This is a genomic window from Nocardioides pyridinolyticus (assembly GCF_054653575.1).
Genome location: NZ_BAAIFY010000001.1, coordinates 334,368 through 348,449, shown reverse-complemented (window position 1 = coordinate 348,449; position 14,082 = coordinate 334,368). Strand labels below are relative to the sequence as shown.

Genomic DNA, 14,082 nt, shown 5'->3' with positions numbered 1-14,082 from the left:
GTAACGGCCGCACGCCTCCCCGGTCGTCGCGTCGTGGCCGTTAGGTTGAGGGCATGCGACGTCTCGGAGTGCTGCTCATCGCCTGTGCCCTGCTGCTCACCCTCGCCGGCCCGGCCGGCGCGGGCGATCCGCGCTGGGTGTTCTACACCAAGGACAAGCGGCACTACACGTCCCCGTGGTTCAAGGGCGCGCACCGGATCATGATCCCGTTCGGCTGCACCACCGCGCCGTACTACTCCCCCGACCCGCGCTGCGCGGACGACAACGGCTTCCACCACGGCCTCGACATCGCGATGCCGTGCGGGACTCCGCTCTACGCCCGCTTCCACGCCCGGGTCGTCTCGAACGCCTCACTCGGGCCGGCGTACGGCGACAACCCGGTCCTGCTGCGCAGCAACCGCCTCGGCTGGGACCTGGTCATCGGCCACACCCAGAAGGTCTACGTCGAGCGCGGCGACAAGGTCCGCAAGGGCCAGATGTTCGCGCGCGCCAACGACCGGGCCGCACCCGACGGCTGCCACCTCCACTTCGAGAAGCGCGCCGTCGGCGGCGGCCTCTCGACCGCCGTCAAGCCGCGCGAGCTGCTGGCCCTCACGGTGAAGAAGAGACGTTGACCGAGGTCCGCGGCGAGGAGCCGTGACCCGTCCCTGCTAGCCGACCGACCGGTCCCGGGCGCGGACGCGGATGCCGTCGAGGACGATCCCCAGACCGACGCTGAAGTCGGACTCCGTGCGGGGACCGTCCTCGATGGCGCCGGCACTCCCGGCCTGGAGGTGGGTCTGCTCGTCGGTCACGTGGCCGAAGACGAAGTGCAGCAGCGTCCGCGCCGACGTCGGCACCAGCTCCGCGTCGAGGCCGGCGTCGCCGAGCGCACCCACCAGGGCGTCGTACGGCGCGGCGGCGCCGAGCCCGAAGGAGTACGCCGTCGCGACCAGCTCGGCCCCGTCGCGGTAGGCCAGCAGCGCGTCGCGCAGGTCGGTGCAGATCGCGGCGACCCGCTCGTCCCACGGGCCCGCGGCGTCGTGGTGCGGCCCGCGCGCGAGGATCTCGTCGGCGACGGCGGCCAACAGCGTCTGCTTGTTCGCGAAGTGGTGGTAGAGCGCGCTGGGCTGGACGCCGAGCTCGGTGCCGAGGCGGCGCATGGTCAGATCGGCGAGCCCCCAGGTGTCGAGCACGCCGAGCGCCTGCTCGACCACGTCGTCCCGGCGGTAGCGCATGTCACATCTCCCTACCCGATGGTCACCGTTGACCGGCTCGGAGCCCGAACCCTAACCTGAACGCCGTTCACCTGACCACCGTTCAGGTGGTTCCCACACCAGCGAGGACTGAGCATGGCCATGGCCGAGACCACCGACCCCACGACGACCGGGACGACGCCGAAGCGGCGCCGCTCCGTGACCACCGATCTCGCGCTGATCGCCGGCTTCGCCGCGCTGATCTCCGCCTGCGCCTACATCGGCGCGATCCCCACCGGCGGCGCCGGCGTGCCGATCACCCTCCAGACCTTCGGCGTGATGCTCGCCGGCTGCGTGCTCGGCCCGGTCCGCGGGTTCCTGGCCGTCTCGCTCTACCTGCTCCTCGGCGCGATCGGCCTGCCGGTCTTCGCCGAGCACTCCTCCGGCCTCGCGGTGTTCACCGGCGTCAGCGCCGGCTACCTGCTCGCGTTCCCGATCGCGGCCGCCCTCGGCGGCTTCCTGGTCAAGTATGTCGCGAAGGAGCACCGCACCCGCGCCATCTGGGTCTTCTTCTGCTCGCTGGCCGGCAGCGTCCTGGTCATCCACCCGCTGGGCATCCTCGGCATGAAGCTCTACCTCGACGTCAGCTGGCACCAGGCGTTCCTCTACGACACGCCGTTCTGGATCGGCGACCTCCTCAAGACGACGCTCGTCGCGCTCGTCGCGGCCGAGGTGCACCGGGCGTTCCCGCGGCTGCTGGCCCGCGACTGACGCCTGACCGCCTTGACCACGATCACCTTCGACGCCGCCGGGGTCCGCGTCCCGGTCCCCGGCGGCACCCGGGTGGTGCTGGAGCCGACCACGCTCGAGCTCACCGAGCAGCGCGTCGGCATCATCGGCGCCAACGGCTCCGGCAAGTCCACGCTGGCCCGGATGGTCAACGGCCTGGTCGAGCCCACCACCGGCCGGGTCCTCGTCGACGGCGTCGACGTGGCCCGCGACGGCGCGGCGGTACGCCGCCGGGTGGGCTTCGCGTTCACCGACCCCGCGGCCCAGCTGGTCATGCCGACCTGCGTCGAGGACGTCGAACTCTCACTGCGGCGGCACGAGAAGGACGCCCGCCGCCGGCACGAGCGGGCGCTCGCCGTGCTCGAGAGGTACGGGCTGGGCGAGCACGCCGATGTCAGCGTGCACGCGCTGTCCGGGGGCCAGAAGCAGCTGCTCGCCCTCGCCGGCGTCCTGGCCGTCGAGCCGGCGGTGCTCGTCGCCGACGAGCCGACCACGCTGCTCGACCTGGCGAACACGCGCCGGGTCGGCGACCTGCTCCTGGGCCTCGACCAGCAGCTGGTGCTGGTGACCCACGACCTCGACCTCGCGCGTCGCTGCGACCGGGTGGTGGTGATCGAGGACGCGCGGGTGCGGTTCGACGGCCCCGCGGACGCCGCCGTCGACGCCTACCTCGCGTCGGTGGCCCCGTGAGCAGCACCGCCGGCCTGGTCGGCGTCTACCAGCCGGGGACGACCCTGCTGCACCGGCTGCCGGTCGGCGTGAAGCTCGCCGGCCTCGCGGCGCTGAGCCTCTCGATCGTGCTCGTGCGGAGCATGCCCGCGTCGTGGGTGTTCCTGGCGGTCGCGCTGCTGCTCGCGCTCGTCGCCCGGGTCCGTCTCGGCACGCTCGCGCGCGCCGCGCGCGGCGTCCTGCTCATCGCGGCGTTCGTCGGCGCGATGCAGTGGTGGTGGTACGGCCGCGACAAGGCGATCGAGACGTTCGTCGACCTGGTGACCCTGTCCCTGGCCGCGGTCGTCGTCACGGCGACCACGCCGGTCAACGCGATGCTCGACGCGTTCATCCGCTGGATCTCGCCGCTGCGCCGGGTCGGCGTCAAGCCCGAGCGGGTCGCGCTCGCCTTCGGCCTGGCCATCCAGGCGCTGCCCGGCACCATCGCGCTGGCACTCGAGACCCGCGACGCCGCCCGGGCGCGCGGCGTCCGGCACCCGCGCGCCTTCCTCACGCCCTTCGTGATCCGGGTCGTCGCCCGCGCCCACGAGACCGGCGACGCGCTGCACGCGCGCGGGATCGGCGACGACTGACCCGGCGGGCGGGTGCCCGGCTGCGCCGGGGTCAGCCGGAGTACGGCACCTCGGCCCGCCACGCGCTCTCGTCCTGGTGGGCGGCGTCCCAGATCGCGTCGGCGACGCGGTCGGGCGTGAACGGACCCTCCTTGCCGAGCACCCCGCGCACGGTCACCGACACGGCCCGGATGCCGTCGGGCTCGAGCGTCGCGTCGAGGCTCTGCACGAGGTTGCGCAGCCCGGCCTTCTGCACGCCCAGGGAGGCCGCCGCCTTCGCCGGCCGGTCGGCGGCCATGCTGCCGGTGGCGGTCACCCGCCCGCCGGCCGAGAGGTACGGCCGGGCCGCCTGCACGGCGGTCAGCAGGGCGCCCACCCCGAGCGTCACGTCCTCGAGCAGCTCGGGGACGGTCAGGCCGAGCGGGTCCTTCTCGCGGTAGGCGCTCGGGTTGAAGTGCACGACGTCGATCCGGCCCGTGTGGTCGCCGAAGCGCCGGATGGCGGCGGTCGTCTCCTCGGCGTCGGTCACGTCGGCGACCGCGTGGCCGACGTCCACGCCGAGCGCGGCGATCTCCACGGCCAGCGCCCGCAGCTGGTCCTCGGCGGTGCCGAGCAGCGCGACGTCGTACCCCTCCCGCGCGAAGCGGCGGGCGACCGACCCGCTCACGCCGGGGCCGGCTCCGACGACCAGGATCACGGGACGGCTCATGCGCTCACGGTAGCGCCAGCTCGCTCACCATCCCGGCGGCCTCCGGTCGTGCCACGGCGCCGCGGCCTCGACCTGCGCGGCGAGCGCGAGCAGCGGGCCCTCCTCCGCCGGTCGCGCCGCCAGCATCACGCCGACGGGCAGGCCGTCGTCGGTCCAGTGCAGCGGCAGCGAGACCGCCGGCATGCCGGTGACGTTCCACGCCGACGTCCAGGGCGTGAAGGCCTTCTGGGCCTCGAAGTCCCGCTCGGGGTGCTCGTCGTCGCGCAGCGCGCCGACCGCGACCGGCGGGGTCGCCAGCGTCGGGGTCAGCACGGCGTCGTAGGGCGCCAGCGCGGTCAGGGCGCCCGCGGCGAACCGCCGCATCGCCCCGATCGCGAGGCCGAACTCGGGTCCGCTCACCGCCCGCCCCCGCGCCGAGAGCCACCGGGTCAGCGGCCGGAGCAGGTGCTCCTGCTCGGGAGGTACGGCGGACATCGCGGTCAGCACCGCCCAGCAGGTCTCGAACACCGGCACGGCCTCCGGGGGCAGCGGCGGCGCGACGTCGACGATCTCGTGGCCGAGCGACTCGAGCAGCCGGGAGGCGTCCTCCCAGGCCCGCGTGCACGCCGGGTCGACCGGGGTGTCGGTGATCAGTGGTGCGATGAAGCGAGCGACCCGGAGCCGCCCCGGGTCGCGGTCGCAGGACGACAGGAACGTCTCGGAGGGAGGTGGCGCCCAGGCAGGATCACCCACCCGACGACCGGCGAGGGCATCGAGCATCGCCGCCGCGTCGCGCACGGTCCGGGCGATCGGCCCGGCCGTCGCCAAACCCACCGGGTCGCCGTACATGGGGTGACCGCTGATCCGCCCGCGCGTGGGCTTGAGGCCGACCAGCCCGCAGCACGAGGCCGGGATCCGGATCGAGCCGCCGCCGTCCGAGCCCTGGGCGAGCGGCACCAGACCGGCGGCGACCGCGGCGGCCGCGCCGCCGGAGGAGCCACCCGCCGTGCGGGTGCGGTCCCAGGGCGTGACCGCCGGCGGCGCGACGTCCGGCTCGGTGTAGCAGGGCGAGCCGAACTCCGGGGTGTTCGTCTTCCCCAGGCTCACCATCCCCGCGTCCTCGAGTGCGAGCGTCACGCCGTCGGACACGTCGGGCACGTGGTCGGCGAACGCCGCCGAGCCGAAGGTGGTGCGCACGCCCGCCGTCAGGTTGAGGTCCTTGATCGCGGTGGGCACGCCCCACAGCGGGGACTCGCCCGGCCCGGAGAGGTAGGCCTCCTCGGTGAGTGCCGACGCACGGTCGCGCGCCCGGTCGGGCGTGAGCGTGACGAACGCGCCGACCGTGTCGAGACGGTCGGCGCGTTCGAGGTAGTGGTCGGTGAGCTCGAGGGGCGACACGTCGCCCCGGCGCACCAGGTCGCCCTGCGCCAGCGCGGTCAGGTCATGGAGTTCCGCCACGACCCGACCGTAGCCGGAGCCAGGACCGGGGGTCAGGCGGCGGCGGACTCCGCGTCGTACTCGACGAGGGTGCGCACCGCGTCCACCAGGCGGTCGAGCACCTCGGGGTCGTGGAGCACGTCGACCTCGATCGAGGACTGCGAGACGGTCACGTCCTCGACGACGACGGCGCCGGCGACCCGGGCCGACCGGGCGGCGTCCGCGTGGGCCCACTTGCCGCCGTAGGGCGTGGGGGTCGCGCCGACGACGCCGAACGGCTTGCCGACGATCGCACCCGCGCCGTAGGGACGGGAGAGCCAGTCGATCGCGTTGTTGAGCACGGCCGGCATCGTCCCGTTGTACTCGGGGGTGACGGCCAGGACGCGGTCGGCGGCGGCCACGCGGTCGCGCAGTGCCACGGCGGACGCGGGGACGTCGCTCGGGTTGTCGATGTCCTCGTTGTAGAACGGGACGTCGGCCAGGCCGTCGACGATGTCGACGCGGACGCCCTCGGGGGCGCGCGCCGCCAGGAGCTCGGCGAGCTTGCGGTTCACGGAGTCGGAGCGCAGGCTCCCGACGAGGACGGCGATGGTGGTGTCGGTCATGCCCACTAAACGGACCCTGGTCCGTTTTCTATTCCTGGTCGTCTCGTGGTGCCGCTCACTAGGGTGAGCGCGACATGTCCGAGCCCTATCTGCTGCCCCTCGTCGGCGCTCCCCCGGCCGAGCGCCGGGACGCCGCGCGCAACCGGGGACTGCTCCTGGACGCCGCCACCGACCTGGTGGAGCACTGCGGCGCCCGGGCCGTGACGATGGACGCGGTCGCCGCCGCGGCCGGCGTCGGCAAGGGCACGGTCTTCCGGCGCTTCCAGTCCCGCGAGGGGCTGATGGCGGAGGTGCTCGACCACTCCGAGACCGAGTGGCAGGCGCTGGTGATGTCGGGACCGCCGCCGCTGGGACCGGGAGCCGACCCCTGGGACCGGCTGCTCGCCTTCGGCCGGACCCGCCTCGAGACGACGCTCGTCCACGCCGAGCTGATCCGCGAGGCGGGCCGGACCGCCGCGCGGTCCGGCGGCGCGTACGCCTTCACGCTCACCCACGTCCGCTACCTGCTGGGGCACCTCGGGGTGACCGGCAACATCGCGCTCCTCGCCACCGCCCTGATGGCGCCGCTGGAGCTGCCGATCACCGAGCCCCACGTGCTCGACGACTTCCCGACCGAGCGGGTCTACGCCGGCTGGGTCGACCTGGCCCGCCGGATCGTGGGGCGGAGCGACTGACCCGGGGGCTCAGACCTCGTGCCGGCGGAGCCCGAACGTGACCCCGTCGACGAGCGCGCCCCAGGACGCCTCGATCACGTTGGCGCCGACGCCGACCGTCACCCAGGAGGACTCGCCGTCGCTGGTCTCGATCAGCACCCGGGTGATCGCGTCGGTGCCGTGCCCCTGGTCGAGGATGCGCACCTTGTAGTCGATCAGCTCGAACTTCGCGACCTCCGGGTACGCCTGCTCGATCGCCTCGCGCAGCGCGTGGTCGAGCGCGTTGACCGGGCCGTTGCCCTCGCCGGTGACGACGTAGCGGACGCCGTCGGCGCGCAACTTCACGGTCGCCTCCGACACCGCCTCGGCCGACGGCATGGTCTCGGTGATGACGCGCCACGACTCGACCTCGAAGTACGACGGGCGCTGCCCCTCGACCTCCTCGCACAGCAGCAGCTCGAACGAGGCGTCGGCCGCCTCGAACGTGAAGCCCCTGCTCTCGAGCACCTTGACGCGGTCGGTGATCCGGGTGACGAGCTCCCGGTCGCCGGAGAGGTCGAAGCCCAGCTCCCGGCCCTTGAGCTCGATGCTCGCCCGTCCCGCCATGTCGGAGACGAGCAGCCGCATGTCGTTGCCGACCAGCTCGGGGTCGAGGTGCTGGTAGAGGTTCGGGTCGACCTTGATCGCGCTCGCGTGGAGGCCGGCCTTATGGGCGAAGGCCGAGCTGCCGACGTAGGGCTGGCGCGAGGCCGGCGGGAAGTTCGTGACCTCGGCGACCGCGTGGGCGATCCGGGTGGCCTCGCCGAGCAGGCCCTGCGGGAGCACCCGCTGCTCGAGCTTCAGCTCGAGGTTCGCGACCACCGCCACCAGGTCGGCGTTGCCGGTCCGCTCGCCGTAGCCGTTGATACAGCCCTGCACGTGCGTGGCGCCGGCGTCGACGGCGGCCAGCGAGTTCGCGACCGCGCAGCCGGTGTCGTTGTGCGCGTGGATGCCGACCCGGACACCGGTGGACTCGATGACGTCGTGCACGGTGTCGGAGACCCAGCCCGGCAGCATGCCGCCGTTGGTGTCGCAGAGCGCGATCACCGAGGCGCCCGCGTCGTACGCCGTCCGCAGCACCTCGAGCGCGTAGTCGCGGTTGTCGCGGTAGCCGTTGAAGAAGTGCTCGGCGTCGAGGAACACCTCCTGGCCCTCCGCGCGCAGGTGGGACACGGTGTCGCGGATCATCTCGAGGTTCTCCTCGAGGGTGGTGCGCAGCGCGAGCTCGACGTGGCGGTCGTGCGACTTCGCCACCAGCGTGACGACCGGGGCGCCGCTGTCGCGCAGCGCCGCGACGAGCGGGTCGTCCGCGGCCCTGACGCCCGGGCGCCGGGTGGCGCCGAACGCGGCCAGCTTGGCGTGCTCGAGCGTGAGCTCGTGCGCGGCGCGGCGGAAGAACTCGGTGTCCTTGGGGTTGGCGCCCGGCCAGCCACCCTCGATGTAGCCCACGCCGAGCCCGTCGAGCTGGCGCGCGATCGACAGCTTGTCGGCGACGGAGAGGTTGAGGCCCTCCTGCTGCGCGCCGTCGCGCAGGGTGGTGTCGTAGACGTGGAACGCGCCATGGAGGTCCATCGGGTTCTCTCTCGCTGATCTGGCTAGTGGCTCGGGCAACAAAAAAGCCTCTCGGGGTACGAGAGGCAGCGCGTCGGGCGTCCCTGGCGGGAGCGGCGACGCGCTAGGAAATGATGATCTCCGGGTACTGCACGGACCCATCGTGCCACGGCGACCACACGACGGTCAGCCGATCTCGGCATCCGGGCGGCCGCTCGCCGGCGTCCACGTCGCCCCGGACAGGTCGGCGCGGAGGCCGAGCGCACCGGCGACCGCGAGCACGACGAGCATCCCGACCACCCACCGCGCGGGGTCGGCGGCCAGCGGGTGGACCACACGGGCGACCGGCCCGCGCACCCGCGAGCCGCCCGGCCCCGACCACAGCGCGACCGCGAGCACGACCCCGCACACGAACAGCGCGAGCTCGAGCCCGGTGGCGATCGCGTAGCAGACCAGCGCTGCCGCGACCGCGAGCCCCAGGCTCCACAGCCACAGCAGGACGGTGCTGGGGATCGACTGCACGAGGTGCCACGGTGCGGCGACCAGGACCTGCACGCTGTCGTACCACCGGCGGCCACGGTACTCCCGCCGCTGGTCGCGGGCCGACCCGGCCATCGACCCGCTGCGCAGCAGCCACACGACGAGCAGCATCAGGCCCGAGGCGAGCCACGGGAACGCCGCGCACCCGGCGCCGCAGGCCAGGGCGAGCCCGACCAGCAGCGCGAAGCGGCGCAGCCGCTCGGCGAACGGCGGCTTCGGCTCCGGCGCCGGTTCGTACGACGTCAGCGCGAGCGTGTGCGGCTCCGCGGCCTGGTGCCCGGGCCACACGTCGGTCTCGTCGTCGGCGGCCGCCTGGGCGGCGAGCGCGAGCGGCACCGTGTACGGGTCGTGCGGCGGCGCGGTCGGCGGTCCGGTCGGTGGCGCGTTCGGCCGCTGGTGCCCGCGTCGGGTCGTCGTCGGGCGCAGCCAGGCGAGGACCTGGTCGAGCGTGGGCCGGTGCTGCGGCTCGGGGTCGAGGCAGGCGGCGACCACCTCACGCAGGTCGTGGGGCAGCCCGTCGAGGTCGAACTGCCCGCGCCGGACCCGGTCCATGATCGCCATCGACGGGCCGCGGCCGAACGGCGAGTGGCCGGTGCCGGCGTAGGCGACGGTCGCGGCCCACGAGTGCACGTCGGAGGCGGTGGTCGCGTCGTCGCCGTACAGGATCTCGGGCGCCAGGTAGCCCGGGGTGCCGAGCAGCCAGCCGGTGTGGGTGAGCTTGGGGTCGTCGGCGACGCGGGCCAGCCCGAAGTCGATGAGGATCGGGGTGCGGCCCTCCATGAGCACGTTCGACGGCTTCACGTCGCGGTGCAGCACGCCGACGGAGTGCACGGACGCCACGCCCTCGGCGAGGCACGCGGCCAGCCAGTAGAGGTCGTCGCCCTCGATCGCGCCCTCGTCGACCACGAGGTCGTGCAGCGAGAGGCCGGGGACGTAGCGGGTGGCGACATAGGGGATCTCGGCCCACGGGTCGGCGTCGACGATCTCGGCCACCCATTGGCTGCGGATCCGGCGGAGCGAGCCGACCTCGCGCTCGAGCCGGCGGCGGGCCTCCTCGTCGCCGACGATGTGCGGGCGCAGCACCTTGAGGGCCACCCGCGGGCCGGCCTCGCCGCGCCGGGCGAGGTGGACGACGCCCATGCCGCCCTCCCCGAGCCGGCTGAGCAGCGTGTACCCGCCGACCGTCGTCACGGGGCGAGGCTACCCGGCGCCGGTCCGATTCCCGGGCATCGGCTGACAGGCCGGCCGGTCGTCAACTAAGGTGAGCCTAACCTATCTAGGAGGCCACGGCATGACCACGACGGCGGACGCGCCGGTCAGCGCTCCCCCGCGACCGCGACCCACCCGGCGCGGCTCGGCGCGCGGCCTCCTCGTCCTCACGATCGTCGTCGTGGTCGCGGCCCTGCTCAGCCTCGTCATCGGCAGCCGGCTGATCCCGGTCGGCACGGTCGTCGACGTCCTCTTCCGGCCCGACGGCTCCGACGCCTCGACGATCGTGCACGGCCTGCGCATCCCGCGGACCGTGCTCGCGATCGCGGTCGGCGCCGCGCTCGGCATCGCCGGCGCCCTGATGCAGGGCCACACCCGCAACCCGCTCGCCGACCCCGGCCTGCTCGGCGTCCAGGCGGGCGCGACCTTCGCGGTGGTGCTCGGCATCTACGCCTTCGACGTGAGCGAGCTCAGCCAGTACGCCTGGTTCTCCCTCGCCGGCGCCGGTCTCGCGGCCGCGGCGGTCTTCGCGATCGGCTCGACCAGGGGCGGCCCCGACCCGGTCTCGCTGATCCTCGCCGGCATGGCGGTCAGCGCGATCCTGCTGTCGCTGACCCAGGCGCTGGTGCTGCGCGACGCCGACACCCTCGACGCCTACCGGTTCTGGGCCGTCGGCTCGGTCGCCGGCCGGGGCATGGACGTCTTCTGGCAGGTGCTGCCGTTCCTGGTGGTCGGGCTGTTCCTGGCCGGAGTCAGCGCCTCCACGCTCAACCTGCTCCAGCTCGGCGACGACGTCGCCTCCTCGCTCGGCCTCCACCCGATGCGCGCCAAGGTCGTCGGCATCCTCGGCGTGATGCTGCTGACCGGCGCCGCCACCGCCGCCTGCGGCCCGATCGCCTTCGTCGGGCTGGTGGTCCCGCACGTCGCCCGGTTCTTCTCCGGCGTCGACTACCGCTGGGTGATCCCCTACTCCGCCTTCATCGGCGCGCTGCTGATGCTGCTCGCCGACGTCGTCGGGCGCGTCGTCGTCCGCCCCGCCGAGCTCCAGGTCGGCATCGTGATGGCGCTCGTGGGCGGCCCCGTCTTCATCCTCCTCGTCCGCCGCTTCCGGATGGTCCGCATATGAGCACCCTCCTCAGCACCCGGACCAGCACCCGGACCAGCACCCTCACCCGGCCGCTCCGCGTCGGGCCGGCCTCGTGGCTCGTGCCGATGCGCGCCGGCCTGGTGGCCGTCGCGGGCCTGGTCGTCCTCGGCGTGCTCGTCGCGCTCGACCTCGCGCTCGGCGACTTCGACGTCCCGGTCTCCGCGGTCATCGAGACGCTCCTCGGCGGCGGCGACCCCGGCCAGCGCTTCATCGTCATGGAGCTCCGCCTGCCGCAGACCACCGTCGCGCTGCTCGCCGGCGCCGCGCTCGGGCTGTCGGGCGCGCTCACCCAGACCTTCGCGCGCAACCCCCTCGCGAGCCCGGACACCCTCGGCCTCAACCACGGCGCGGCGTTCGGCGCGGTCGCGGTGATCGTGCTGACCGGCGCCAGCGGGTACGGCGGCGGCCTGGTGTCCGGCACGCTCCAGCAGGTCGGCGTCCCCCTCGCGGCGTTCGCCGGGTCGCTGCTCGCGGCGGCGCTGCTCTACCTGCTCTCCTGGCGCCGTGGCATCGACGGCCAGCGCCTGGTCCTGGTCGGCGTCGGCCTGACCGCGGTCATGATCGCGCTGACGAACTGGCTGCTGGTCAAGGCCCGGATCCAGGACGCCGCGTCCGCCCACGTCTGGCTCAACGGCTCGCTCAACGCGCGCGGCTGGGAGCAGGGCAGGCCGCTCGCCCTGGCGTTGCTCGTGCTCGTCCCGATCGCCCTGCTGCTCGCCCGCACGCTCAACGCCATGCAGCTCGGCGACGACTCCGCCCGGATCCTCGGCGTCCGCCTCCAGGTCACCCAGCTCCTCACGCTGGTCGCCGCCTGCGGCCTCGCCGCGGTCGCGGTCGCCGCGGTCGGCCCGCTGGGCTTCGTGGCGTTCGTCGTGCCACAGATCGCCCTGCTCCTCACCGGCGGCTCGCGGCCGCCGATGCTCGCCTCGATGGTGTACGGCGGTGTGCTCGTCGTCGGCGCCGACCTGATCACCCGCGTGGTGCTCCCCTTCGCCCTCCCGGCCGGCCTGGTGACCTCGGCGATCGGTGCGCCGTACCTCATCTGGCTGCTGCTCCGCACGAACCGAAAGGTCTCCGCATGATCCAGCCCGGCATGATCCAACCCGGCATGATCCAACCCGGCATGATCCCCCCGGGCGTGATCTCGAGCCGTCTGCGCACCGAGTCGGTCACCGTCGGCTACGGCGAGGAGCCGGTCGTCCGCGACCTCTCCCTCACCGTCCCCGACGGCCAGGTCACGACGATCATCGGCCCCAACGGCTGTGGCAAGTCCACGCTGCTGCGCACGATGGCGCGCCTGCTGAAGCCGGCCAGCGGCTCGGTCGTGCTCGACGGCGAACCCGTCCACGAGCTGGCGACCCGGGAGGTCGCGAAGCGGATGGCGCTGCTGCCGCAGAGCCCGGTCGCACCCGAGGGCCTCGTGGTCCGCGACCTCGTCGGCCGCGGCCGGCACCCGCACCAGCGGTGGTTCAGCCAGTGGTCGCCCGAGGACGAGCGCATCGTCGAGGCCGCCCTGGAGATGACCGACACCGCACACCTGCGCGAGCGTGCGCTCGACCAGCTCTCCGGCGGCCAGCGCCAGCGCGCCTGGATCGCGATGACGCTCGCCCAGGACACCGACCTGCTGCTGCTCGACGAGCCGACGACGTACCTCGACCTCGCCCACCAGGTGGAGGTCCTCGACCTCGTCACCCGCCTCAACCGCGAGCGGGAGCGCACCGTCGTCATGGTGCTGCACGACCTGAACCTCGCGGCCCGCTACAGCGACCTCGTCGTCGTGATGAAGGACGGCGTGATCGCCGCCCAGGGTGCGCCGCGCGAGGTGTTCACGCCCGAGCTCCTGGCCGACACCTTCGGCCTGGCCGCGGACGTGCTCACCGACCCCCGGACCGGGCTGCCCATCGTGGTCCCGATCTGCTCCGCCCCCGTCCCCGACACGAGAGAGCTCACCCATGCCCCGACTGCTTAAGCCCCTCGCCGCAGCGGCCCTCCTCACCGCCTCGCTCGCCGCGTGCGGCGGCGACAGCGGCGGCGCCACCGACGACGCCGAGGCCCAGGCGCCCGCCGGCCCCTGGTCGTTCACCGACGACCTCGGGCAGACCGTCGAGCTCGAGGAGACGCCGGTCCGCATCGCGGCGTACGGCGACGCGGGCGCCGCGCTCTGGAACTTCGGCATCACGCCGGTCGCGCTCTTCCACTACATGGACCCGGCCGAGGACCCGACGTTCGAGGACCTCGACCTGTCCGAGACCGAGGTGATCGGCACGGAGTACGGCGAGATCAACCTCGAGGAGCTCGCCGCGGCGCAGCCGGACCTGATCGTCACCACGACGTACGACGGCGACACTCCCCAGTCGATGTTCGGCTTCAAGGACGAGGCCCAGCTCGACAAGATCAACGACATCGCGCCGGTGATCGGCATCGAGCAGAGCGGCTCGGCCCTCGACGTGATCCAGGCGAACGAGGAGCTGGTGGCCTCGCTCGGGGTCGACACCGGCGACGGCAGCGACGTCGCCGAGGACCAGGCCGAGTTCGAGGAGGCCTCCGCGGAGCTGACCGCGGCGGCCGCGAGCGGGCGCACCGTGCTCCCGATGTACGCCGAGGACTCCGGCCTCTACGTCGTGATCCCGCAGGACGACCCGGCGATGGCCTACTTCCAGGACCTCGGCGTGCAGTTCGAGGAGACCGGCGGCAAGGACGACTACTACTGGGAGATCCTCAGCTGGGAGAACGCCGACAAGTACGAGCCCGACCTGGTGCTGAACTCCCAGCGCGGCTCCTACTCCACCGAGCAGCTCGAGCAGCAGCCGGTGTTCGGCTCGCTCGCGGCCGTGCAGGCGGGCCAGGTCCACCCGTGGAAGTTCAAGTCGATGGACTACCCGTCGCTCACCTCCTACATGGAGGAGCTCGCCGGCTGGCTCTCGACCGACGACGACGTCGCCTGACCCACGCAGCACGAAGGCCCGGCA

15 protein-coding genes are annotated in these 14,082 nt (G+C 73.4%); 9 read left to right on the top strand and 6 right to left on the bottom strand.

Features of this window, described 5'->3' with window-relative positions:
- Positions 1 to 53 precede the first annotated feature (53 nt).
- Positions 54 to 614, top strand: a complete 561-nt coding sequence (locus ACYQ0U_RS01785) for a M23 family metallopeptidase (protein WP_459968732.1) — start codon at positions 54 to 56, stop codon at positions 612 to 614.
- A 36-nt stretch (positions 615 to 650) separates the two neighbouring features.
- Here ACYQ0U_RS01785 and ACYQ0U_RS01780 read toward each other — a convergent pair whose 3' ends face one another.
- Positions 651 to 1,217 (bottom strand): TetR/AcrR family transcriptional regulator C-terminal domain-containing protein, encoded by a 567-nt coding sequence (locus ACYQ0U_RS01780; RefSeq protein WP_459968730.1) that lies wholly within the window; start codon positions 1,215 to 1,217, stop codon positions 651 to 653.
- 114 nt (positions 1,218 to 1,331) lie between these two features.
- Here ACYQ0U_RS01780 and ACYQ0U_RS01775 point away from each other — a divergent pair, with 114 nt between their 5' ends.
- The 3 genes from ACYQ0U_RS01775 to ACYQ0U_RS01765 are packed head-to-tail and all read left to right on the top strand — an operon-like array spanning position 1,332 to position 3,265.
- On the top strand, positions 1,332 to 1,946 hold the full coding sequence (locus tag ACYQ0U_RS01775; RefSeq protein ID WP_459968728.1) for a biotin transporter BioY: 615 nt from the start codon (positions 1,332 to 1,334) through the stop codon (positions 1,944 to 1,946).
- 12 nt (positions 1,947 to 1,958) lie between these two features.
- The gene (locus ACYQ0U_RS01770) at positions 1,959 to 2,654 is read left to right on the top strand and encodes an energy-coupling factor ABC transporter ATP-binding protein (RefSeq protein WP_459968726.1); all 696 of its coding nucleotides are present in this window, start codon (positions 1,959 to 1,961) and stop codon (positions 2,652 to 2,654) included.
- Entirely contained in the window at positions 2,651 to 3,265 is a 615-nt protein-coding gene (locus ACYQ0U_RS01765; protein WP_459968725.1) for an energy-coupling factor transporter transmembrane component T family protein, read from the top strand. The genes ACYQ0U_RS01770 and ACYQ0U_RS01765 overlap by 4 nt, the downstream gene beginning before the upstream one ends.
- Positions 3,266 to 3,296: 31 nt before the next feature.
- On the opposite strand, the gene ACYQ0U_RS01760 is transcribed toward ACYQ0U_RS01765, so the two are convergent.
- Genes ACYQ0U_RS01760 through ACYQ0U_RS01750 form a run of 3 tightly spaced genes read right to left on the bottom strand, consistent with a single transcriptional unit; the run spans position 3,297 to position 5,974 of the window.
- Positions 3,297 to 3,953, bottom strand: coding sequence for an SDR family oxidoreductase (locus tag ACYQ0U_RS01760; protein WP_459968724.1), 657 nt, complete (start codon positions 3,951 to 3,953; stop codon positions 3,297 to 3,299).
- Between the two features lie 24 nt (positions 3,954 to 3,977).
- Complete coding sequence (locus tag ACYQ0U_RS01755; RefSeq protein WP_459968722.1) at positions 3,978 to 5,390, bottom strand: amidase; 1,413 nt, start codon at positions 5,388 to 5,390, stop codon at positions 3,978 to 3,980.
- A 32-nt stretch (positions 5,391 to 5,422) separates the two neighbouring features.
- Positions 5,423 to 5,974 carry an NAD(P)H-dependent oxidoreductase gene (locus ACYQ0U_RS01750; RefSeq protein ID WP_459968720.1) on the bottom strand — a complete coding sequence of 184 codons (552 nt, stop codon included), beginning with the start codon at positions 5,972 to 5,974 and terminating at the stop codon, positions 5,423 to 5,425.
- A 74-nt stretch (positions 5,975 to 6,048) separates the two neighbouring features.
- On the opposite strand from ACYQ0U_RS01750, the gene ACYQ0U_RS01745 reads away from it, so the two are divergent.
- The gene (locus ACYQ0U_RS01745; RefSeq protein WP_459968719.1) at positions 6,049 to 6,648 is read left to right on the top strand and encodes a TetR/AcrR family transcriptional regulator; all 600 of its coding nucleotides are present in this window, start codon (positions 6,049 to 6,051) and stop codon (positions 6,646 to 6,648) included.
- A gap of 9 nt (positions 6,649 to 6,657) precedes the next feature.
- On the opposite strand, the gene cimA is transcribed toward ACYQ0U_RS01745, so the two are convergent.
- Positions 6,658 to 8,238 carry a citramalate synthase gene (cimA, locus tag ACYQ0U_RS01740; protein WP_459968717.1) on the bottom strand — a complete coding sequence of 527 codons (1,581 nt, stop codon included), beginning with the start codon at positions 8,236 to 8,238 and terminating at the stop codon, positions 6,658 to 6,660.
- 165 nt (positions 8,239 to 8,403) lie between these two features.
- Positions 8,404 to 9,948: a serine/threonine-protein kinase gene (locus ACYQ0U_RS01735; protein ID WP_459968715.1), complete on the bottom strand. Its 1,545-nt coding sequence runs from the start codon at positions 9,946 to 9,948 to the stop codon at positions 8,404 to 8,406.
- Between the two features lie 100 nt (positions 9,949 to 10,048).
- On the opposite strand from ACYQ0U_RS01735, the gene ACYQ0U_RS01730 reads away from it, so the two are divergent.
- From ACYQ0U_RS01730 to ACYQ0U_RS01715, 4 genes are read left to right on the top strand one after another with little or no spacing between them, the layout of a single operon-like run.
- Entirely contained in the window at positions 10,049 to 11,092 is a 1,044-nt protein-coding gene (locus tag ACYQ0U_RS01730; protein WP_459968713.1) for a FecCD family ABC transporter permease, read from the top strand.
- Positions 11,089 to 12,195, top strand: coding sequence for a FecCD family ABC transporter permease (locus ACYQ0U_RS01725; protein WP_459968711.1), 1,107 nt, complete (start codon positions 11,089 to 11,091; stop codon positions 12,193 to 12,195). Before ACYQ0U_RS01730 ends, ACYQ0U_RS01725 begins: the two co-directional genes overlap by 4 nt.
- Positions 12,192 to 13,082: an ABC transporter ATP-binding protein gene (locus ACYQ0U_RS01720; RefSeq protein ID WP_459968709.1), complete on the top strand. Its 891-nt coding sequence runs from the start codon at positions 12,192 to 12,194 to the stop codon at positions 13,080 to 13,082. Before ACYQ0U_RS01725 ends, ACYQ0U_RS01720 begins: the two co-directional genes overlap by 4 nt.
- Positions 13,066 to 14,058, top strand: coding sequence for an ABC transporter substrate-binding protein (locus ACYQ0U_RS01715; RefSeq protein ID WP_459968707.1), 993 nt, complete (start codon positions 13,066 to 13,068; stop codon positions 14,056 to 14,058). Before ACYQ0U_RS01720 ends, ACYQ0U_RS01715 begins: the two co-directional genes overlap by 17 nt.
- Positions 14,059 to 14,082 lie beyond the last annotated feature (24 nt).

Bases quoted from the DNA above. Each gene is read 5' to 3' on its own strand.
- cimA (WP_459968717.1), bottom strand. From the start codon at position 8,238: ATGGACCTCCATGGCGCGTTCCACGTCTACGACACCACCCTGCGCGAC.
- ACYQ0U_RS01720 (WP_459968709.1), top strand. From the start codon at position 12,192: ATGATCCAGCCCGGCATGATCCAACCCGGCATGATCCAACCCGGCATG.
- ACYQ0U_RS01725 (WP_459968711.1), top strand. From the start codon at position 11,089: ATGAGCACCCTCCTCAGCACCCGGACCAGCACCCGGACCAGCACCCTC.
- ACYQ0U_RS01785 (WP_459968732.1), top strand. From the start codon at position 54: ATGCGACGTCTCGGAGTGCTGCTCATCGCCTGTGCCCTGCTGCTCACC.
- ACYQ0U_RS01775 (WP_459968728.1), top strand. From the start codon at position 1,332: ATGGCCATGGCCGAGACCACCGACCCCACGACGACCGGGACGACGCCG.
- ACYQ0U_RS01730 (WP_459968713.1), top strand. From the start codon at position 10,049: ATGACCACGACGGCGGACGCGCCGGTCAGCGCTCCCCCGCGACCGCGA.
- ACYQ0U_RS01715 (WP_459968707.1), top strand. From the start codon at position 13,066: ATGCCCCGACTGCTTAAGCCCCTCGCCGCAGCGGCCCTCCTCACCGCC.
- ACYQ0U_RS01780 (WP_459968730.1), bottom strand. From the start codon at position 1,217: ATGCGCTACCGCCGGGACGACGTGGTCGAGCAGGCGCTCGGCGTGCTC.
- ACYQ0U_RS01750 (WP_459968720.1), bottom strand. From the start codon at position 5,974: ATGACCGACACCACCATCGCCGTCCTCGTCGGGAGCCTGCGCTCCGAC.
- ACYQ0U_RS01760 (WP_459968724.1), bottom strand. From the start codon at position 3,953: ATGAGCCGTCCCGTGATCCTGGTCGTCGGAGCCGGCCCCGGCGTGAGC.
- ACYQ0U_RS01745 (WP_459968719.1), top strand. From the start codon at position 6,049: ATGTCCGAGCCCTATCTGCTGCCCCTCGTCGGCGCTCCCCCGGCCGAG.